This window comes from Pontibacter sp. HSC-14F20, assembly GCF_019599265.1.
Classification (GTDB): Bacteria; Bacteroidota; Bacteroidia; order Cytophagales; family Hymenobacteraceae; genus Pontibacter.
The window spans coordinates 78,811-101,301 of the sequence record NZ_JAHZTC010000019.1 but is presented as its reverse complement, the minus strand read 5'-3'; the positions used below and the strand labels follow the sequence as shown (position 1 = coordinate 101,301).

Below are 22,491 nucleotides of genomic sequence, written 5' to 3'. Positions count from 1 at the left end.
GAAGGCGGGTGGCTTGTGCTTGCCGTGGCAACCTGGGGCGTGACCCCTTCGTCGTTTTCGGTGTGCAAAGGTCGGAAATACTTTTCCAATCTGCAAGCAAAATTTTCAATCTTTTTTTTCTCTTTTCCTTTGCCCTGCTGGCTCTGGAAGCGCTTTTGAAACCTTCGTTTCGGAGCGGGTTGCAAAGGTACACAACCTTTTTAAACTTGCAAACACCGGCAAAAACTTTTTTTCCTCTTTCCTCCAATCCCTGTGACCAGGTGTTTTTAGAATGGCTTCCGGCTGAAGAACAAGTTGCTTCCGGCTGAAGAACAAGATGCTTCCGGCTGAAGAACAAGATGCTTCCGGCTGAAGCGGGTGGCAAAGGTAAGCAGCTTTTTTTAATCCGCAAGGCCTTAGCCCAAGTTTTTTTCAGTAATTAATCCGGTGCTTTCCGTTTCACTTGCTGCACCCCCGGCCGCCCTGCCGGCTGCCGCTTTTCGCGCTTTCCCTGCTCCGTTTGACCGGGTTGGGAGTGCAAAGGTCTACAAATTTTCCCAACCTGCAAGCACCCTGTGTTAACTTTAGCCTCTGGTTCCAAACGGTTCCCCTTAACTATCTGTGTGACACCATCAAAATATTCAAAATAGTTTAAAAGTTTCTCTTTGATACCTCAGACACCTTTTATAGGATTGCTTTTCTTCATCTTAAGTTCTTCGATTAAGCTTTCTTATTAGCTCTTAAAGCTAAATAAAGTATAGCCTGTCAACCAGACTATACCTTATTTACTACTATACTATTATAGTGTAGCTCTATACCACTGCTGCCTCTGCATATTCCTGCAGGTACTTATACTTTCCGGTCAGCTCTCCTCCCCTGGCTATAGTTGCACGCTCCAGCATACCGCCTTCGTCGTTGTTAAAGAACTGCGGGAATACATAGTCTATAATGTTGCGGCCAAAGTCACGGGAGGCATTGCGGGGCAGTTCGCAGGGTAGGTTGTCTACGGCCATCACCGTAATGTTTTCCTTTCTACTATATGCAGGTTCGAGCTCGCCGGTGTCTGGATTATAGTCGTAGGCGGGCTCAGGTATAGTGGTGGCGTGTTTGGTAGTAGGTATAGAGCCATCTACATCGCAGGTGATATCAGCAATGGTGTCGATTTTGAAATCGGGTTGGCGCGTGTCTTCTTCAGAGAATAGCTTCGGTGCACGTGGGTCCCAGTAGGCACAGGCCAGCAGCAGGTCGGTTACTTTAGTGAATTTGCGGAAGGTGGACTGGTATAGTTCCGGGTGCGCATAGAAATCAGGTGAGTCCCATACCTCTACATCGGGGCGGTTGTTATAGTCCCCGGAGTGGAGTTGGGCGTAAACGGGTTCGTTGAACTGCTTGTACAGGTAGTCGAACACGCTCACTTTTCTTATCTCCATTTTGTCAAGCACCTCCATGGCGCCACCTGCTACGCGGCCACCACCGGTTATGGCAATCTTTACCGGCGGCAGTTTCACCTTAAAGTATTCTTCCTGCATGTCTTCCATCTCGTGGCACAGGTAGGCAGGCTTCAGGTCGAAGAGTTTCCATTTCTTACCATAGGTCAGGATGCCGTTATAAGCCCCCACTATACCTGCATACCTACCAAAGGCCACAACGCGCTGCCCGTGTGTATTAGTTAGAAGCTCGTAGTCTATTAAGGTGATGTTCTTGTCGAGCACGGCGCGCAGGAGTTTGGCGTTGTGCGGCTGCTTCTTTATAGTATGCGAGAAAAAAAAGTAAGTCTTGTTCGGGATCAGCTGGTCGATGGGCACTTCCTTTACCCCCATCAGTACATTGCAATCAGTCAGGTCCTGCTGCAAGGCTATACCTAGTTCGGCGTATTCTTCATCGGTAAAACAGCGCACGTCGCTGGGTTGTACCACTACCTCCGCTTCCGGAAATTCCTGAACGGCTTCCACGCACTTTTTGGGGGTGAGCGGTACGCGTTTATCTACTGGTATTTTGCCTTCTTTAATAATGCCGATCTTAACTTTATCCATAGGTGCGTGTTTGTGAATTGTTCTGCTTGAAGTTGTGTTTAAAAGTCTGAGGAAAGCGGCCTGCTATACCTTATATATAGGAGTGCCTTGTTTATAATGTAAAAGTGCACTTGCCACACCCCGAACTATTTAGCTTTCATGCTTCAATATAATAAACAATTACTATTACTTTTGTAGAAATTATTGAAAGAGAGCCTTTGGCTTGTCTTCCATTGGAAAGTAAAAACCCAAATTCCCAATCAATATTTCATCGTTATGATACTTAAAACAAAACCTGCTGACACTTTTAAGGAGCGCCACAACGGTCCTGATAAAGAGCAAATGCAGGACATGCTTAAAACCATCGGGGTAGACTCGCTGGATCAACTGATTGAGGAGACCGTACCGGCCGCCATTAGACTTAAAAAGCCGCTGAACCTGCCAAAGGCTCTTTCTGAGACTAATTTCCTGAAGCAATTCGGTGAGATTGCCAGAAAGAACAAGGTATATAAATCGTATATTGGCCTTGGCTATAACGACACCATTATGCCACCAGTGATTCTTCGCAACATTATGGAGAACCCGGGTTGGTATACTGCTTATACCCCTTACCAGGCTGAAATTGCACAGGGCCGCTTAGAGGCACTGATCAACTACCAGACGATGGTGATGGACCTGACCGGTATGGAGATTGCCAACGCATCGCTGCTCGACGAGAGTACTGCCGCTGCCGAGGCCATGGGTATGTTCTACGCCCAGCGCAAAGGTGCACGCAAGAACGCCACCCGCTTCTTCGTATCAAACCTGGTGCTGCCGCAGACGCTTGACGTACTGGTATCACGTGCTACGCCAATCGGCATTGAGCTGGTAATCGGCGATCACCGCGAAGTGGATTTTACTGACGAGACATTGTTTGGCGCCCTGGTGCAGTATCCTGCTGCTGACGGTGCCATTTTCGATTATACTGATTTCATCAGCAAAGCACACGCCCAAGAAATTCTTGTAGCTGTTTCTGCTGACATTCTTTCTCTGACGCTCCTGACGCCTCCGGGTGAGATGGGTGCAGACGCAGTAGTAGGTAGTACACAGCGTTTCGGCGTGCCGATGGGCTTTGGTGGTCCGCATGCGGGTTACTTTGCTACAAAAGATGCTTTCAAACGTGTGATTCCGGGCCGTATCATCGGTATTTCGGTAGACGCCGCCGGTGACAGAGCTTACCGTATGGCCCTGCAGACACGAGAGCAGCACATCCGTCGTGAAAAAGCGACTTCTAACATCTGTACTGCGCAGGTGCTACTGGCTGTTATCGCCGGTATGTATGCCGTATACCATGGCCCACGTCGCCTGAAGTACATTGGTCTGAACGCACACTCACTAGCACAGCAACTCGAAAAAGGCCTGAAAGCGCTTGGCTTCGAGCAGCTGAACGAAGCTTACTTCGATACGCTGAAAATTGCGGTGGAAAGTGCTGACATGAAAAACGCCATCCGCACGGAGGCAGAGGCGGCAGGTATAAACTTCCGTTATTTCGAAGAGAATTTCATTGGTATTTCCCTGCACCAGAACACAGAGCTGGAAGATGTGAAAGACATCCTGGCGGTGTTTGCGAAAGTGGCCGGCAAATCTGCTGACGTTTTAGATATAGACGAGCTGCCAGAGGAAACCGAAATCACCTGGTCTGAGAAACTCATCCGTACCAGCGAGTACCTCACGCACGAAGTGTTCAACAAGCACCACTCCGAGCACGAGATCCTGCGCTACATGAAGCACCTGGAGAACAAAGATATCTCTCTGGTTCACTCCATGATTTCTTTGGGCTCTTGCACCATGAAACTGAACGCCACTGCGGAGATGATTCCGGTGACCTGGCCAGAAATTGGTCAGTTGCACCCATTCGCTCCTGCCGACCAGACACAAGGGTATGCCGAGATTTTCAAAAACCTGGAAGCATGGTTGTGCGAGATCACCCGTTTCGATGCGATGTCGCTGCAGCCAAACTCTGGTGCGCAGGGCGAGTACGCCGGTCTGATGGTAATTCGTGCGTACCACGAATCTCGTGGTGACCAGCACCGCAACGTAGCCATTATCCCTTCTTCTGCACACGGTACCAACCCTGCTTCGGCGGTAATGGCCGGCATGAAAGTAGTGATCGTGAAGTGCGACGAGAAAGGCAACATCGACGTAGCCGACCTGCGTGCGAAAGCCGAACAATATAAGGATGAGCTGTCTTGCCTCATGGTAACGTACCCGTCTACACACGGTGTTTATGAGGAGTCTATCGTCGAGATCTGCCAGATAATTCATGACAACGGTGGCCGTGTATACATGGACGGTGCTAACATGAACGCTCAAGTGGGCCTTACGTCGCCGGCGCATATTGGCGCTGACGTGTGTCACCTGAACCTGCACAAGACTTTCTGCATCCCTCACGGTGGCGGTGGTCCTGGCATGGGCCCAATTGGTGTGGTAAAAGACCTGGCTCCGTTCCTGCCGGGTCACGCGGTGGTTGACTTAGGTCGTCCGCAAGCGATCCACGCTATTTCGGCTGCTCCATGGGGTTCTGCTTCGATTCTGCCAATCTCTTATGCTTACATCGCGATGATGGGTGGTGAGGGCTTGACAGAAGCTACGAAAATGGCGATCCTGAACGCAAACTACATCAAGGCGCGTCTGGAGAAGCACTATCCTGTGCTATATGTAGGCGCTAACGGCCGTTGTGCGCACGAAATGATCCTTGATTGCCGCGAGTTCAAGAAATTCGGCGTGGAGGTAGAGGATATTGCGAAGCGCCTGATGGACTACGGTTTCCATGCGCCGACTGTATCGTTCCCGGTAGCGGGTACTTTGATGGTGGAGCCAACCGAATCAGAAGCACAGGAAGAACTGGACAGATTCTGTGAGGTGATGATCTCGATCCGTGAGGAAATCCGTGAGGTTGAAGCAGGCAAAGCTGATCAGAAAAACAACGTGCTGAAAAACGCGCCGCATACCCTGAAAGTGGTGATGGTGGAGAACTGGGAGCGTCCTTACTCACGTGAGAAGGCAGTATTCCCGATGGCATACCTGCGCGACAACAAGGTATGGCCAACTGTAAGCCGCATCGATAGCGCTTACGGCGACCGCAACCTGGTGTGCTCTTGCGCTCCAATCGAAGCCTACAACGAGAATGGAAATGAGATGGTAGCCATCGGCTAATCCGTCTTCATCTTATACCTGAAAAGCCTGACCACAACGGTCAGGCTTTTTTGTTTTGGTGGCCTGGGATATAGCAGCTATACCTACTGATTGCCTTGCTCCGTATACCTGTTGTAGCAACGGCCTTATACCTAAACCAACAGTTCTATGCGAAACGCTATACCTAACCTGAAACTTTGGCTATACCTTATACCTGCTTTACTGATCGGTTTAAGCAGTTGTATACCTTCTATCACAGCTGACAGCACTTACGACCGCAGTGTGGATTTCCAGATATACCGCACTTTTGCTTTGCTGGAGCCAACAATGGCCAATACCTCTGCTGACCCAAACCTGTACGAGCCGCTTTTGGATAGGCGGGTGCGGGATGCCATTGCGGCCGAGCTGGTCAAAAAAGGCCTAACACTCGATGCAGAAAGCCCGGACTTGCTGGTTGGTTATGATGTGTCTGTCACGCAGGAGGCAGCGACTGCTTCGCCAGATTTCGGCTACGCCTATTGGTTTGGCTACCGCTTTAACTACAACACCGCCGATTTTCCCAATTACAGACCAGTAGCCCAATACACGCCCGGCACCATGCTCATCGATCTGGTATCGGCCAGCACCAACGAACTGGTATGGCGCGGCGTGGCAGAAGGCGATATTGTGGTAGCGCAGACCGACGAAGGCAAAATCAGAAGATCTATCATCAGTATCTTGTCCCTATACCCGCCAAACCAACCCGCCAGGAGGTAATTTACAAGCGATACGACAGGCTAATGCCGCCGTAATAATTTCGTGGCGAAGCCGGCTGAAAGTAGCGCCCGCCAAAAGCGTTCAGGTCATTGCCGAGGCTATACTTTTGGTCTGTCAGGTTTCCGGAACCGGCAAATACATCCAGTGAAAAATGACTGCCCAGCTCTCTTTTCAATCCAAGCCTTGCGCCTGCTACCAGATAAGCATCGGCATACACGGTATTTTCGTCTGTTAGCGGAATCTCATCCACGTAATTGGCGGTCAGGTTTAGGTACAGCCCGAAACGGGTAGCCAGGTCGAGGCCGGCAGTTAAGGTATGCGGGGCCACGCCGGTGAGCTGGTTGCCGCTCAAATCAGTATCGTCTTTCTGATAATCACGGAACCGGAAATAGCTGTAGGTATAGCTGCTCCATATCTTGAGCAGGCTAACAGGTTGTGTTACATCTTCGAGCAAGGTATAGCCCAAGGCTGCTTCAAGTCCACTCTGGGAAGTAGCCCCTACATTTCGGAACACAGCTATACTCGACAAATCCTGCCGGCTCGCAATCGTCTCGCGCAACCGGAAGTGAAAAGCCACCACATCAAAGCTCAGCCTTCTGCCCAAGGTATAGCCGCGTATACCTGCCTCGTAGTTAATGCCTTTCTCCGCTTCCAGTTCCTGGTTGAGGGCGCCGTCGGAGGTCAGCAGTTCTTCTTCGGAAGGTGGCGAAAAACCTGCACTCACACTGCCGTGCACCGATACCTGCTCCGTCAGACGCTTGAGTAATGCCACCCGTGGCGAAAGCACTGCACTAAAATCGCGGGTATACTGGTATGGACTTCCACCCGGGGCCTGGTGCAGACGGGTAATTTCATATTGAGTGTCGTTCAGACTGAGAGCGGCTGTCGCGATCCAATTGCCGGGCAACTCAAACTCGGCTTGCGTGAATAATAAGCCGGTTTTGGACAGCACTTCATCGTCGGTACGGAGCGAGTCAACACGTCCCCGGTTGTTGTCGTAGGTGCGGGCCGCCTCAAAGCCGCGCTGGTATTCACCACCAAAAGTTACCGTAGTTCCTACCTGGCCTAAGTTAGTATTATAGACAAAACGGCTTCGGCCACCATATTCTTGGTTGGTGTTGCGCTCATAGTCGGTGTTGAAAGGGTGATCTCTATACCTAAACAGGCCATACAGGGCAATCGTATTTTTCCAGCTGTCACTGAAACGGTACTCCTGAGACAGACCGATGTTTATACCTTGCTGATTCATGGAAGCATTTTGGGCCACACTCCCCAACATCCCACCACGCGACTGCCGCGGGTCCTGCTCATACTGTTCCTGCGTCAGTCCGCCGGGCAGCTGGTAAAACAGGTCGGAGTAAATCAGATTGGCTTGAATCGTGCTTTTGTCAGATGGATTGAAGGTGGAGGTGAGCAAGAGTGTCTCGCGGTCCATACCGGATTGCTCGCGGTAGCCATCGAGCTGCTGGCGGGTATATTGCAGGTATAGGCTCTGCTTCTCGCCGCCCACACTGGCGCTGGCAGTATAGCGTTGCAGGCCAAACGAGCCGATGGTAGTGCCAACCTGAAAAACCTTCTCCCCGGAAGCAGCGCTGCGTGGTTCGAGTAGTACCGTTCCGCCTGTACCTGCTCCGTAAATACTGCCTGCCGGACCTTTCAGAATTTCCATACTGCTGAAATTGGCCGCATCATACAGGTTCAGATTGGTGATGCCGTTTGATTCGGTAAGCGGGATCTCGCCCAAGTATAGCTTCACGTTGCGGATACCATAAGGTGATCGCAAACTACTGCCCCTGATGGAGAGGCGGTAGCTGGCCGTAGCCCTTTCTTCCATGCGCACCCCCGGCACCGTATTCACAGCCCGCACCAACGAACTTTCATCAAAACGTCGGATCATTTCCCGATCTATCATGCTCAGGGCACCCGCTGTTTCAAGCAAAGGCCGGTTGCTTTCATAACCCGTCACGACTACTTCTGAAAGGCTGGCTACCAATGGCTCCAGGTATACCTGAAGCGGCATACCTGACTGCATACCTTGCACCAAAACAGTGTCAGGCTTATACCCTATATGAGATATTACTACTTGCTGCGCTTGCCCTGCTACATCCAGACTGAAATGCCCCGTCACGGTAGAAAGGGTTTGTTGGCCTGTATTCGCGGTGACGGTTACACCTTCCAGCGGCTGCCGGTTTTTGGCGTGAAGCACCTGACCAGTTATTAGCTGCTGAGCATAACTGAGCTGTGGCAGAAGTATGAGGGCGATCAATAAAAAGAAACGGATTGGGTGTAACAGAGGATTCATGTATGCAAGTTAGCTGCTAACAAAACGGGTTATACCTGGCTAGGGTTAGATTTATGCAGAAATTGCTATGTTCTGCCCAATTGTAACCATCAGAGCTGCCATTCGGTTAAACCAAAATACAAATCATCTCTGAGAACTTAACCGTACCAAAACTATGAAGAAAATACTTACAATAGCTACCTCACTTGCTCTTGCGTTTTCACTGACAGGCGTCACGGCAAATGCCCAAGGAGGCGAGAAGCCCGTGAGCGCCTCCGTAGAGGGCCACATCTTTAAACCAGCCAGAGTTGACGCTACCGATGCCCGCGTAAAACAGCTCAAAGTTCCGACAGGCTTCCAGATCACGAAATTTGCCGAAAACCTGAACAAGCCCCGCATGATTGCGGTGAGCACTGAGGGGGTAGCTTACGTGACTGATCGCGACAAAGGCACCGTAACCATGCTTCGCGATAAAAATAAAGATGGCAAAGCCGATGAACTAAAAGTGGTTGCCACCAAAGAGCACATGCACGGCATCGCTATAAAAGATAATAAAATATGGCTCGCTACTATAAAGGAGCTTTATACTGCCAATATTAACAAAGACGGCTCACTATCCGAACTACAACTACTCATAGATGATCTGCCCGACGGCGGTCAGCACCCGAACCGCACGTTGCGTATAGGGCAGGACAACAAGCTGTACATTTCCATTGGGAGCACCTGCAATTCCTGCGACGAACCCAATAAGGAGCACGCCACTATTCTGCAGGCCGATCTTGACGGCAAAAATCGTAAGGTATACGCCAAAGGCCTCCGCAACACACTCGGCTTCGACTGGCACCCGCAGACCAAAGAGATGTTCGGCATGGACCACGGCATCGATTGGCTCGGCGATGATGAGCAACGCGAAGAACTCAACAAGATCGAAGAAGGAGCAGATTACGGCTGGCCTTTTATTTATGGAGAAGGCAAGGATAACCCCGGCGACCAACCCAAAGACATGAGCTACGAGGAGTATAAGAAGAAAACCAAGTACCCGCTGCTCACCTATACCGCCCATGCCTCGGGCCTCGATATGGTTTTCTACAACGGCAACCAGTTTCCGAAAGAGTATCAGGGTGATGCCTTCGTGGCTTTTCACGGATCCTGGAACCGATCCAAGCCTGCCGGATACAAAGTAGCTCGCATCCGTTTTGAAAATGGCAAGCCAACTAAGTTCGAGGATTTTGTTACCGGATTTTTGGTAGATGATAACAAATCGCAGTTTGGCCGTGTGGTAGGTATAGCCACACACAACGACGGCTCACTTCTGGTAACAGATGACGCTAATGGCGTGGTTTACCGTGTAGCTTATACCGCTGGCAAAAAATAAGCAGCTTCCATAAAATACCGATAAATAAAAAAAGGCTCCGTAGAATCTGCGGAGCCTTTCCAAACTATGAAAGCTAATGAAATTTTTAATTCCCGTTAAGAGAGTTCTTACCTGATCCGGAACTCAGTTCTTCTGTTTTGCTGGTGCATTTCCTCCGGACAAGATACGCCATCGGTACATTTGTTTACCAGCCTTGTCTTGCCATACCCTTTGGCAGTCAGTCTGTCTTTGGCTATACCTTTTGTAATCAGGTAATCAACGGCAGCCTGTGCTCTGCGTTCTGACAGCACTTGGTTATACTTCAGACTTTCACGGCTATCGGTATGTGAACTCAGCTCAATCTTAATCGTCGGGTTTGCCACCAGCACTTCGGCCAGCTTATCTAGTTCCTTGGCTGCATCCGAACGAATATCCCATTTGTCAAGGTCGTAGTAGATGTTTTCCAGTACAATGGCTACGTTCTTCTCATCTTTGTCGAACACCATGGCTACCTGCAAGGTATCCGGAGCGGTTTTGGGAACCACCACCAGCGCATGCTGATTCAGGTAGCCTTGCTTAGAGCCCTGCATCACGTAAGAGTTTCCTTTACGGCCATCCATAAAGTACTGTCCTTTTGTATTTGTCAGGACTGTACTGCTATCATTCTGGCTTTGTTGCGCGATCAGGAGTTGTACCTGTGGCAGTGGTAACTGCACATTTTTCTTTTGTTCGTTCTGCTTGCGCTCGAGCGTAGTTACAGCGATCACCACAGGCTTCTGCAGCACTTTAAAGCTATAGATATCATCGGTGCCGTTGCTGCTTTCGCGGTTAGACGACAACAGGCCGGTTTCTTCATCCTCGTTGAACATGATGCCGTAATCATTCTTCGATGAGTTGATCGGATGGCCCATGTTGTTCACAGCTGTCCAGGCAGCATGCTGGCCCTCGGCCGCGAAAACATCCAGTCCTCCCATACCTTGGTGCCCGTCAGAAGAGAAGTATAGCTTACCGTTCTGATCCACGTAAGGGAAGCTCTCACGGCCCGGCGTGTTGATCAGGATACCGGCATTCACAGGCTCTCCCCAATTACCATTAGCCTGACGCAAGGTATAGTAGATGTCTGTCTCGCCCACACCGCCTGGCATATCCGACACGAAGTACATGATCTTACCGTCAGGTGAAAGCGCCGGATGACCCACTGAGTATTCTGCTACATTGTTAAATGCAAAAGGCTTGATCTCTGTCCAGGTAGTGCCGCGTCTTTGAGATGAGTAGATCTCCAGGCGGTTGATGTATTCCTGCACCTGCGACTTGTCCACCCAGCTTGTCGGATCGGAATTGCCAGACTTCCGCTTCTGCACCAGTTGCGTGCGTGTGAAGTACAGTGTCTGCCCGTCTTCTGTAGCCGATGCCGTTGCGTTGTGATACTGGTCGTTGATCATTTCGTGCAGCGCAGTCGGTTTGCCCCAGTTGCCGTTGTCATCGCGGCTGGCCATAAAGAGCTGCAGGTAGGGGCGACCGGTCCAGCCATAAGTGCCGGCAGTCTTTCCGTCCTGTGTTACGCCGCGGTCTGATGTGAAAATGATCGCGTCTTTGCCATAGTTCATCGGGCTGAAGTCAGAGAAGCCCTGGGCATTCAGTCCGCTCAGACGTTGCACCTCGGCCAATGGCATCTTCTGGTTCATCCAGCTCATGGCCTTGTCGCAGGACGCCATCAGGTGCTGTGCACGTTCCTCCACATCTGGTACTTCCTCGGCCCATAGCATATACTGCTGCTTGGCTTCCTCATATTTGCCGTTACTGCGCAGCGCTTCGGCATAGTGGTAAATGTTCTGCGGATCGCGGCCCGGCAGGGCGACAACCTGTGCGTACCATCGCTCTGCTTCCACGGTCTGCCGCGTCAGGCGATAAGAGTCGGCAATGCGCTCGGCTGTTTTCACATCCGGCTTGCGCTTCTCTGATGCCTTTTTGTACTGCTCCAAAGCCAGCGCAAATTCAAACTTTTCGTAGTGCTTGTTTGCCTTGCGAAGCTCCTGCTGCGCTTCAGCTACAGGGGCTGCGCCCAGCATCAGGGCAGCGGTAAGGTATAAGGGTATATGTCTGAAATTCATATGCGGTAAGAGCTAATATTAAAAGTATTGTGGCGTCAGCATTTTCGTGTCCTGCTTCTTAAAGAAGTAGTAACCTACTGAGATCTCATGCGATTGAAAACCACTCAGGTCGTTGAGCATGCGGTCGTAAGAGTAACCCAGGCGCAAGGCGTTGGTCACCTGCAGTTCAGCAATCAGGGCCACGGCCGTGCGCTTCGTCACAGGGTCAGCTTCTACGTTCTTATTGAACAGGTTCATGCTCGTGCGGTAAGAACTACCCAGCCACAGACGATCGCCAAGCAGCACAAAACCATTCAGGTCCACGTTGGCAGGTGCGTGAAAATCTTCTTTCACCAAAATACTTGGCTTCAGCTTCACAAAGCTGCTTACGTCAAACACATAGCCTGTTGTGAAGTAGTAGTGACGAATCGGCTCAATCTGGAAAACATCTTTGTACTGGATCAGGTCGGAAGCTGATATACCTGCGTAGAAGCGCGGCGTATTAAAGTATACTCCGAGTTTCACATCCGGGCGGTAAAACACATCCTTCCCGGCAGGTATACTCGGGTCGTCCTGTATACCTAGCTCTGATCCGTCTATCACGCTCTGCACCACACCCGCTGCTATACCTAAGCTCAAGGTTCCGCGGGCGCTCACCGACACACGGGCCGCAGCATTGGCATAAGCCGAAGTAGTAGAGTAAGCACCGATCTTGTCGCGTGTGAAGTTCAGACCGAGGCCCAGGCGCTCGTGGCTGGTCAGCCCGTCCACGCTCAGTGCCTGTGTGGTAGGCGCTCCGTCTATACCTGTCCACTGTGCGCGGTGGAAGGCGTTGATGTTGAGTACACCTTTGGTGCCGGTATAAGCCGGGTTAATGGCCATACTGTTGAAGATGTACTGCGAGTACTGCGGGTTTTGCTGGGCGTTCGCGGCAAAGGTGAAGAGCAGCGCCAGCAGGATATAAAGTATTCTCATGGTAATAAAATTTTCAAATGAATGCACTCGCTTATCGGAAGATGGTCACGTAGCCGCTGTAGTCCTGGTACTTGCCATCGCATAGCTTCACCCTTACTTTGTAGAAGTAAGTACCTTGTTCCAGTCCTGTGGCGGCCCAGTCGTTTTTGTAATTCTTCTGCTTGAACACCTCAGATCCCCAGCGGTTGAAAATCACCATTTCGTTGTCCGGGAACTTGTCCAGGTTTTTCACCAGCCAGGTATCGTTCTTGCCATCCCCGTTCGGGCTAAAGGCTTTCGGGAAGTCCAGTTGTCCGTCCGCCAGCTTGGCGTCCATGTCGATGCTGTACTCTGCAGCGCCTGCGCAGCTGCCATTATAGGCAATCACACTTACACGGCCTGTTGCAGTCGGGCTGCTGGCCTTCACTTTAATAGTTGTAGTACCCTGACCAGACTCGATGGTAAAGCCTTCTGTCACCGTCCAGGTATAGGATGTCGCGCCTTCTACTGCATTGGCAGTATAGATCAGGCCTTCGCATACGCTGCTGTTGTCGGTGATGCGGGTAACAGGAGCAGGAGGCATGGTGATGTCGACGTTCAGGCTAGACCAGTCGCTGATGCCGCAACCGTTTATGGCTCTCACACGCACTGTACCGCCTGTTTCGGCTGCAGCTACTGTAATGCTCGTGCCGTTGCTGGCTCCTTCTATTGTCAGGCCACCATTCGCTTCCCACTCGTAGGTTGTCGCGCCAGGTACCGCCTCGATGCTGAAGGAGTTGCCTGAACTGTTAAGGCATACGTTCATGTTGCTGCTGATCGCTCCTGGAGTTACCGGCTTCAGCGTTGGTGAAACAGCCAACTTGGCCACAGCACCCGCACCGCAGTTCTTTACGGTGTTGGTAGCGTATACCTCAATGTCACCGCTCGTCTCGCCTACTGTTACCACGATGCTGGTACCAGTCAGTTTGTTGGCGCTCCAGCCTTGTGGCACTGACCAGGTATAGGCCATGCCTGCTTCCGGCGATGCGATGCTGAAGTTAAGTGTAGCTCCGATACAGGCTGTTGTAGCCGTGCTGGAGATTGATGGTGCCACTGGTATGTTAGTCACTTTCACCGTCAGGCTGAAGGCCGCGCTAACATTACAGTCATTACCAGCTTTCACAGTAACAGGACCTCCTGCTTTACCAACTTTCACTTTTACTACTCTGCCATTCTCCGTTTCACTCACAATCGTCCAGTCAGCTGCCGGGAAGGTCCAGGTATAACTGGTGGCATTCGCGATTGCTGGTGTGCTGAAAGTTGTTTCTTCTCCTTCGCATAGGTCCAGGTTGCCGGTAATGGCCTGCGGTATAGCCGGTGTTGGCGTGATGCTCAGCACTTTCTCGGTTGTAGTGCTAAAGCCGCAAGCGTTGGTTACGGTCAGGTATACCTTGCCACCTGTCAGGCTAAGGTTCTTAGGACGAACACGCACACTTGTGCCGGCAACGTTGGTGCCTTCTACAAATTCAAGGTTGCTACCCAGTGTCCACTTATAAGTAAGTCCTTCTACAGAAGCTGCACGCAGCGCTATACCTGTGTTGCTGTTGAAGCACATGGTAGCGTCTCCTGTTATAGTTAAGCCTTCTGGTTCGCCGATTACGTTGACAGTGGTTTCAGCAGTCTTGCTAACATCCTTGCACTGCGTTTTCACGGTTACTTTTATCGTCTGGGCGTTTAAGGTGGTGCCAGCAGTTACGGTGATGGTGCTGCCGTCTTCTGACTTGCTTACCGTTTTCCAGCCTTTTGGCAGTGTCCAGGTATAGGTGCCACCAATCACATCCGACGTTGCTTTGAAGGTAAGCTCACCTCCGCGGCATACCGAAGTCGGTGCTTCTATAAATGACAGCTCGATGTTCGGATTGCACTTCACGTCCGGAATCACCACATCGTCTTCGTCGTTGTCCGGGTCAGAGTCGTCATAGTCACCTGGATCACCCGGATTGTTCGGATCGCCCGGATTAGTTGGATCACCCGGATTAGTTGGATCACCCGGGTTATCTGGGTTGTCCGGGTTATCAGGATCATTCGGATCACCAGGATTATTCGGGTCAGTAGGGTTTGGAGTGTCTTTGCTAATGATGCGGGCAATGTTGCGCACACGGCCAGCTTTTACTAACTGCGCATTAATAACAAGTACTGCAGTTGCTTTAGCTTCCAGCGCAGGAATCTTGAAAGCTCCGGTCGCCGGATCATAAGAAGCTCCGTTGCTTACATTAAAGTCTACTAACCGAAGGCCTTCCGGCAACTTCTCGCCTACTACTATATTCTTCTCGGCTCCGGCGCCATGGTTGGTTACCACAATACGGTATTGCACCATTTCGCCCACCATGTATTCTGCCTTGGCATTTACCAGCTCTTTGGTCACACCCAGGTCTGGCAGCAAGATCACTACATCATCTTCGTCGTTATCAGGGTCCTTGTCATTGTCCGGGGTACGGTCAGTGATGGTAGCCACGTTACGGATCGCTCCTGTGCCAACAATCTTGGCATAGACAATCAATGTAGCTGAAGATTTTCCGGCCAGTGTCGGTATGTTCAGAATTCCTGTACCGGCGTCATAAGTAGCGCCATTCGTCACGGTATGCCTTACATATTCCAGTTCCTTCGGCAGCTGCTCACGCACATTGATGTTGGTCTGGGCTGCAGAGGCGTTGTTTGAAACCTTAATCTCAAAAGCCAGCACATCATTTACCTTATACTCCTGCTTCGGATCAACAATTTTCTTGGTCACGCCCAGGTCAGGCAGCACGATCTCCACCTCTTCCTCATTGTCGTCCGGGTCTTTGTCATCTTCGCGGTCGATGATAGTGGCTACGTTGCGGATGTTGCCCGTAGCGACAATCTCAGCATACACGATCAGTGTAGCTGTGGTATTGCCTGCCAGTGTTGGGATATTGTAAATGCCTGTTGCCGGGTTATAGGTTGTGCCCGGTGTCTCATTGTGACGCACATACTTAAGCCCGCTTGCCAGCTGCTCGCTTACGTTTATGTTCTTTTCCTCTTTAGAAGAAGTGTTTATAACTTTGATTTCGTAGGCGATCACATCACCCAGATTGTAGCTCGATTTAGGATCGACAATGCGTTTGGTCAGTTTTAGATTTGGCAGTACAATCTCTTCTTCGTCCTTGTCGTCATCCGGATTGGGATCAGGATCATCACCGATAATAATCACTTCGTTGGTAATGTTACCTGTCCCGATCACTTCAAATACCAGCCGGATATTTTGGGTTTCATATACGGCCATGTCGCCAATTATCCACTCGTTATTTTCGTGGCTGTAAGTCCCTTTTGTAGCCGGCATAACTTCTACCAATCTCAGTCCGGATGGGATGCGCTCCTTCACGACTACGTTGCGAGCAATACCCGGGCCATTGTTAATAGCAGTAATGGTATAAACCACACGCGAGCCCAGCGATACGTTTGTGTTGTCAACATCTTTCCTTACGGTCAGGTCGGCGTTGGTCACGTTCTGCAGCACCGTCGGGTTATTTTCGAAATAAATCGTACCTCCAAGCGAGATGGCACGACCATACAGCGATACACCTTTCCCGAATGTGATGTCGCCTGTAGCGATGATATTGCCATACAGGGAACTAGGCGCCAGTACTTCTACGTCGCCGTCCACTACCCAATAAATGTTTTTAGATTCTACCCCTACACCTGAAAGGCTAAGGGCACCCGGGTTCACCCGCAGATTTCCCGTGATTTTGAATACGAAGTAGGGAGAGCTTCCTTCCTGTGTCACTAAAAGTGAAATACCGCTGATAGTGGCATTGCCTGTGATGCTGTAAACACCAGGATAGATTTCGCGGCCATTTCCTAAGTTAGGGTTCAGGTTTTCTATCTCTTGAAGCGCAATCAGTTCCTGATACAGCCTGTTCGCATGAGCCATTGCTTCTGCTGCTATTTCAGTTCCCTTCTCTTTCTTGCCTGTTACGTCAAGAAATTCTTCACCGGTAATAACATTGCCAGGGCTGATGCCAATGTCACCGCGGATCCATGTTCTGTCAGGGCCTTTAACGATGATCTGTTCATTGGCTAAAGCAATGAATCTGTTAACGCGTCCTGGGTTTATTTCCGTCTGCCCGAAGCTAAGGGTGGTAGTGGCAGTCAGAAAAAGGGTTAGAAGCAGTAAAATTCTACTCATAGGGAATGTGTAAAAAAGCGTAATAAATCAGGCATAAATATAAATGTATTTCCATAAACTTTTACTATATCCTGATACTTATATATTATAGATAAGTTTAATACAATATAAAAAATACAATATATAGGTTGTCAGAAAATGTTATAACAGCAATTGTGTATTACTATTCTAACATGATTCAGTTAAAAATTTTTTTTAATTATTTAGGTTAACGGTGCAAGGATCTAATATGGGCATATAGCGTTGTAGGTGTACATGAATACTTGAATATACTAATTGAAGGGCCCTTGAGTTGCCAAAATGATCATTTTATACACCTTTTGTTATATGGGCGAGCAAAGGAACTGAAAAAAAATTAAATAAAACAGGGAAATTTAGGGAAGGAAATTAGTGCAATAAAAAAGTGCCCTATCAGCTTTATTAAACCAATAGGGCACCCCCAATATCAGATTAAAACTTTCTAAAAATTCTTTAAAAGTTTATACGGCACTCAGTGTTATACATTTACGTGGCGCTCAGCGTGATACGATGATCGTACCAACGGACCGGACTCTACATACTTTATTCCACGTTTCAGGCCTTCTTCTCTGTAATGCTCAAATAAATCAGGGTGAATAAACTCAGCCACCTCAATATGGAGCTTTGTTGGCTGCAGATACTGGCCCAGTGTCAGGATATCGCAACCGTTGGCGGCTAGGTCATCCATCGCCTGGTATACCTGTTCGCGCGTTTCACCCAAGCCCAGCATTATACCGGTTTTGGTGCGCTTGCCATATTCTTTTGTGCGGCGGATCTGCTCTATGCTTCGTTCATACTTGGCCTGCGGTCGAACACGGCGGTACAGTTCTTTAACAGTTTCCACGTTATGCGACACCACTTCCTGACCCGGCGATATCATGGTGATCAGCGCGTCCCAGCTGGCCTTCACGTCAGGTATAAGGGTTTCGATGGTAGTAGCAGGAGAAAGTTCTTTTACCATACGCACGGTTTCGTGCCAGATGGCGGCACCGCGGTCCTTGAGTTCGTCGCGGTTCACAGAAGTTATCACGGCGTGCTTCACACCCATTAACTGAATGGCTTCAGCTACGCGGCGTGGCTCGTCTTCGTCGTATTCGTTGGGGCGGCCCGTGGCCACGGCACAGAAAGAGCAGCTGCGCGTACACACATTGCCCAGAATCATGAAAGTAGCTGTGCCGGCTCCCCAGCACTCGCCCATGTTTGGGCAGTTACCGCTTTCACAGATGGTATGCAGCTTATACTCGTCTACGATGTTTCTTACCTTCGCATACTCTTTCCCTACCGGCAGCTTTACACGAAGCCAGTTTGGCTTGCGGGGCTGACCCAAAGCATTGAGCCCCTCGGGCTTAGCATTGGGTTGTATCACCGGAAGTGTCATCATTTCATCCATGCTGCAAAGATAGGTATAATGCGTTAAGACTTCAGCAAATGCATCAGGAAATTAAGGCAACACTGCCTATACCTGGGGCGCTCCTTTCTCAACAAACGATTGCGTGGAATTGTTCTTTGCGCCGCTTATTTGCGACGACCGTAGTAGATGTTGAGGTACACGGAGGTAAAGGTGCTGTAGTTTTCGGTTTGCGGAATCATGACCATATCCTTAAAGTACTTTTCCACCAGGAAACCCACCTCTATACCTGTGATGCTCTCGCGGTAACGGCCATACTCGAAACTCATACCTACCTTGGCATGTACCCCCAGGTTAATGTTGGTCTCACCTAGGCCGGTAAGCACATTGGCATTACCCAGGGTGTTCTCAAAACTCAGATGCTTGTCCGGATCATAGGCCTCGGTGCGAACGTCGTTGCCCAGGCCGCCGCCATAGTCATAGCGGATGTAGTAAGGTATAAGCAAACCCAGTGAAGGACCGGCCGCTCCCAGGGCATTCACCTGCACCCCGCTTTCGGTAGCTTTACGGAACAGCACATGCTCCAGGCCGTAGTGCGGGCGCACCGCGAAGAAGTGATTTTGCTTGCCTGCAATAAAATGGTCGCCCGAGCCCGGGTTGTATAGCCTGTTCTCTTTCGGATGTTTGACCTCTACAATCTCCAGCCCGCCAAAACGGTAGAGCCGCTCTTTCATGAACCAGGAACTGCGCACAAACGCTCCCCCCAGCAAACCGCCGTTCGAGTTCAGGTTGATGCCGTAGCTTAGCTCATTGCTAAAGTCATCGTCAGACTGAGCCCAAGCCGGCAATACCAGCAGCAGCGTCATAGCAATTGTGAGTACCAGGTTTCTAGTCACCTTTTTACAGTTTGGGTTAAGTATGTTCTATCAAAAAGCCAGATCCAAAAGCAGGCAGGTATCCGGCATTCGGAGCCATACAACCCGGCACATAACCCCAGGCAGGTAGGGCTGCTAAAAAGAAGTACTACAGATTATACCTGAGGCCTGTTTACGAAGTTGCGCTTCAAACCGCCAGGCTTTTTTTCATCGAATCAATGCTGATGCTCAAGTGTGAAGCATCATAGGTGCACATACCATCCTGAATCAGCAACAATTGGGGCGACTGGTGCTGTACCTGAAAAACCTCAGCTATTTCGTTTGAAACCGGCCGGTAGCGTAACAGGTCAAGGTAGTAGGGCTTAATATGGTCTACACTGGCGCCGTCCCACTGTCGCTCCAGCCTGCTTTTGGCAGTGGAGCTGATAGAACAAGCTGTACTGTGTTTAAATATCACCACCGGGGTGTGCTTCGACTCTTCAATAATGGTATCTAACTGCTCTGCGCTGGTTAGCGGATGCCAATTCATAGATATCTGATTAGGTTTACTTTTCCTTCTTCCGGAAAAGCCTGAATTTCATTTTCTCACGGTCAGCCGGGCCCTGCTCTATGGCATCGTTCCTGTTCTCGCGCTTAGACTTGAACATACCTAGCACCGGACGCTGCCGCACTTTGCCAGATTCACCTTTCTTCAAGGTATAGGATTCCATGTTCAAGTGGGTTTCCTTGTAGGTGGTCACCTCTACCTGGTTGGCTTCCCGCAGTGCTTTACGCATCAGGCGCCCGTGCTTGTCTGTCATGGTATAGTTGATCTGACTAAACGCAGGACTAACTGCCAGAAGCAGCATACCTGTCATTAGTACCAAACATTTCGTTTGTTTATCAAATCCCAGCTTCTTCATAACAGCTTTCCGTCTACAGTTGTTATACTGAATTCGGGAACAGGAGTTGCTCCTCTAAAAAATTCCCATTCGCTTCTTCTTCACACGTCCGTTTTTGTCCATGCTTACCTTCACCGATTGCAGCCCGGTAGCGTTTTTACCCGATACCTTGGCTGTTTTACCCGGCTTTGGACAAGGTATAATACCCTTGCGCTGACAGCCCGTACCAAAAAGCAGTGCCATGCATAGCAGGCCCAATATCCAATATCTACTTTTCTGCATCACACTGCAATATAAGTTTATCTAAGGTAATTTCCGCTAAAATGCCATGATGGCTTCCACCTTCTCACGCAGGCGCTGCTTTGGCAGGAACTCCTGCTCTAGCGGCGGCGCAAATGGCACGGCCGTGTCCAGACTGGCAACCCGTGTTACCGGACCATCGAGCAGCTCGAAGCAGTTTTCTCCGATCCAAGCCGCTATTTCGCCGCCTATACCGCCGGTCATGGTGTCTTCGTGCAGAATGATAACGCGGCCGGTGCGGGCTACGGTATCACGTACAGCTTCTTTATCCCAGGGCAGCAGCGAGCGCAGGTCGAGTATATCAAAGCTAATGTCTGTCATCTCCTGCTGCAGTTGCTTGGCCCAGTGCACGCCCATACCATAAGTAATAATGGAAATATCTGAGCCCTCGGCTACCTGTTTGGCTTTGCCGATCTCAATGGTATAGTAATCGTCCGGAATTTCCTGCGAAATGGAACGATAAAGCATCTTGTGCTCAAAATACATAACAGGATTTGGGTCTTCAATGGCCGCATTCAGCAAGCCTTTGGCATCGTGAGGCGATGACGGATATACGATCTTCAGGCCCGGGGTATGGAAGAACCAGGCCTCGTTGCTCTGTGAGTGAAAGGGTCCGGCTGCTGTACCGGCGCCTGTTGGCATACGCACCACCACATCGGCATTTTGGCCCCAGCGGTAGTGACTTTTGGCCAGGTTGTTTACGATCTGGTTAAAACCGCAGCTTACGAAGTCCGCGAACTGCATCTCGACCATACTCTTCTTGCCCTTCACAGACATGCCCAATCCTATACCTAGTATAGCCGATTCGCAAAGCGGGGTGTTGCGCACGCGGTCTTTGCCGAATTTATCAACAAAGCCTTCTGTAATTTTGAACACGCCGCCATAATCGGCAATGTCCTGCCCCATCAGTACCAGTTCCGGATAGCGCTCCATGCTCTGGCGCAAACCATCCGAAATGGCGTCTACATAGCGTCGCTCGGTTTTGGCATCTGACTCCGGCTTTATCACCTCTTGCTCGAAAGGACGGTACATATCTTCCAGTTCCTCTTCGCGGCTTGCCTCTGGCATTGGCGTGGCAAAGGCGGTCTGCAGCCCTTCTTCGATCTCGGCTTTTATTTCTTCGCGTATACCTTCTATGGCTTTTGGCGTCAGAATCACTTCATCCAAGAGGTACTTCTCAAAGTTCTCTACTGGATCTTTTTTCGACCACTTCTCAAACAGCTCCTGCGGCACATATTTGGTACCACTGGCCTCTTCGTGCCCGCGCATCCGGAAGGTGATCGCCTCGATCAGCATCGGACGCGGGTTCTTGCGCATACTGTAGGCAGCCTGTCGCACCGTGTCGTATACCTCTACAATATTGTTGCCGTCGATTTGCAGGGCATCTATACCATAAGCAGGACCTTTATCGATGAAGTGCTTGAACTTGAACTGTTCGTTACTTGGAGTGGATAGTCCGTAACCATTGTTCTCGATCATGAAAATCACCGGCAGATTCCAAACAGCTGCCACATTGAGTGCTTCATGGAAGTCACCTTCACTAGCTCCGCCGTCGCCGCTGAACACCAGCGCCACTTTCTCTTTGTTATCGAGCAGGTCAGCCAGGGCTATACCATCGGCCACCGCCAACTGTGGACCCAGGTGTGAGATCATACCTACAATGTGGTGCTCGTTGGAGCCAAAGTGGAAAGAGCGGTCGCGGCCCTTCGTGAAGCCCGTCTTTTTGCCCTGAAACTGTGCAAAGAGTCTATCCAGGGGCACATTGCGGCCCGTGAACACACCCAGATTGCGGTGCAGCGGCAAAATGTACTCATCTGACTCTAGCGCCATGGCCGAGCCTACTGAAATAGCCTCCTGGCCTATACCTGAAAACCACTTGCTCACCTTGCCCTGGCGCAGCAGCACGAGCATGCGCTCTTCGATCATGCGAGGTTTCAGGATACCTTTATATAAAGCGATCAGTTCGTCGTCAGAGTAATCTTTGCGATTATAGTTCATCTTTTAAAGAGAAAAATTCGTTGTGGTATGGCAGCATAACGCTTGCATTCGCTGCCGATTATGGTGCTAATTTATAAATTTGTTCGGTACTTCGTGCCTTAGCGGCACCGGCATTCGCAACAAGCGGCAACCGAAAGACCGTAAAGAGAGCAAAAGCTACAGAAAACCTGTCAGGCCTGCAAGTATTTGCCGGTTTTGCTTGAACAGGACACAAGGTATACCTGTTGAAAAAGAAATGACAGGAAAGAAATCAGGCTAAGGTAACGTCAGTTGCCATCCTTTAAA

At 50.2% G+C, this 22,491-nt stretch carries 15 protein-coding genes; 4 read left to right on the top strand and 11 right to left on the bottom strand.

The window, feature by feature from the left end; genetic code table 11:
- Positions 1–308, top strand: a 308-nt coding sequence (locus K3G39_RS16995) for a hypothetical protein (protein ID WP_220627368.1), incomplete at its 5' end; no start/stop codon positions are given.
- A gap of 483 nt (positions 309–791) precedes the next feature.
- Here the strand turns inward: K3G39_RS16995 and K3G39_RS16990 are convergent.
- Complete coding sequence (locus K3G39_RS16990; protein WP_220627367.1) at positions 792–2,012, bottom strand: NAD(P)-dependent oxidoreductase; 1,221 nt, start codon at positions 2,010–2,012, stop codon at positions 792–794.
- Positions 2,013–2,267: 255 nt separating this feature from the next.
- Between K3G39_RS16990 and gcvP the strand changes: the two genes are divergently transcribed.
- Both gcvP and K3G39_RS16980 read left to right on the top strand, forming a co-directional pair.
- Positions 2,268–5,186 carry an aminomethyl-transferring glycine dehydrogenase gene (gene gcvP / locus K3G39_RS16985; RefSeq protein ID WP_220627366.1) on the top strand — a complete coding sequence of 973 codons (2,919 nt, stop codon included), beginning with the start codon at positions 2,268–2,270 and terminating at the stop codon, positions 5,184–5,186.
- Between the two features lie 147 nt (positions 5,187–5,333).
- Positions 5,334–5,921, top strand: coding sequence for a DUF4136 domain-containing protein (locus tag K3G39_RS16980; protein ID WP_220627365.1), 588 nt, complete (start codon positions 5,334–5,336; stop codon positions 5,919–5,921).
- Position 5,922: 1 nt separating this feature from the next.
- Here the strand turns inward: K3G39_RS16980 and K3G39_RS16975 are convergent, their stop codons facing one another.
- Entirely contained in the window at positions 5,923–8,223 is a 2,301-nt protein-coding gene (locus K3G39_RS16975) for a TonB-dependent receptor domain-containing protein (RefSeq protein WP_220627364.1), read from the bottom strand.
- Positions 8,224–8,377: 154 nt separating this feature from the next.
- On the opposite strand from K3G39_RS16975, the gene K3G39_RS16970 reads away from it, so the two are divergent.
- A complete protein-coding gene (locus K3G39_RS16970; RefSeq protein ID WP_220627363.1) occupies positions 8,378–9,577 on the top strand; it encodes a sorbosone dehydrogenase family protein in 1,200 nt (399 codons plus the stop codon).
- Positions 9,578–9,684: 107 nt separating this feature from the next.
- Here K3G39_RS16970 and K3G39_RS21085 read toward each other — a convergent pair whose 3' ends face one another.
- The 9 genes from K3G39_RS21085 to K3G39_RS16925 form a co-directional block, all read right to left on the bottom strand.
- Positions 9,685–11,667 (bottom strand): OmpA family protein, encoded by a 1,983-nt coding sequence (locus tag K3G39_RS21085; protein WP_304610251.1) that lies wholly within the window; start codon positions 11,665–11,667, stop codon positions 9,685–9,687.
- A gap of 18 nt (positions 11,668–11,685) precedes the next feature.
- Positions 11,686–12,621: a type IX secretion system membrane protein PorP/SprF gene (locus K3G39_RS16960; protein WP_220627362.1), complete on the bottom strand. Its 936-nt coding sequence runs from the start codon at positions 12,619–12,621 to the stop codon at positions 11,686–11,688.
- Positions 12,622–12,652: 31 nt separating this feature from the next.
- Positions 12,653–16,786, bottom strand: coding sequence for a gliding motility-associated C-terminal domain-containing protein (locus K3G39_RS16955; RefSeq protein ID WP_220627361.1), 4,134 nt, complete (start codon positions 16,784–16,786; stop codon positions 12,653–12,655).
- A gap of 496 nt (positions 16,787–17,282) precedes the next feature.
- Positions 17,283–18,185 (bottom strand): lipoyl synthase, encoded by a 903-nt coding sequence (lipA, locus tag K3G39_RS16950; RefSeq protein WP_255594442.1) that lies wholly within the window; start codon positions 18,183–18,185, stop codon positions 17,283–17,285.
- 134 nt (positions 18,186–18,319) lie between these two features.
- The gene (locus K3G39_RS16945) at positions 18,320–19,048 is read right to left on the bottom strand and encodes a hypothetical protein (RefSeq protein WP_370627274.1); all 729 of its coding nucleotides are present in this window, start codon (positions 19,046–19,048) and stop codon (positions 18,320–18,322) included.
- 166 nt (positions 19,049–19,214) lie between these two features.
- Positions 19,215–19,556 (bottom strand): bacillithiol system redox-active protein YtxJ, encoded by a 342-nt coding sequence (gene ytxJ / locus K3G39_RS16940; protein ID WP_220627360.1) that lies wholly within the window; start codon positions 19,554–19,556, stop codon positions 19,215–19,217.
- Positions 19,557–19,572: 16 nt separating this feature from the next.
- Positions 19,573–19,929, bottom strand: a complete 357-nt coding sequence (locus K3G39_RS16935) for a hypothetical protein (protein WP_220627359.1) — start codon at positions 19,927–19,929, stop codon at positions 19,573–19,575.
- 54 nt (positions 19,930–19,983) lie between these two features.
- Entirely contained in the window at positions 19,984–20,151 is a 168-nt protein-coding gene (locus tag K3G39_RS16930) for a hypothetical protein (RefSeq protein ID WP_255594439.1), read from the bottom strand.
- A 75-nt stretch (positions 20,152–20,226) separates the two neighbouring features.
- Positions 20,227–22,206, bottom strand: coding sequence for a thiamine pyrophosphate-dependent enzyme (locus K3G39_RS16925; RefSeq protein ID WP_220627357.1), 1,980 nt, complete (start codon positions 22,204–22,206; stop codon positions 20,227–20,229).
- Between the last annotated feature and the right edge of the window lie 285 nt (positions 22,207–22,491).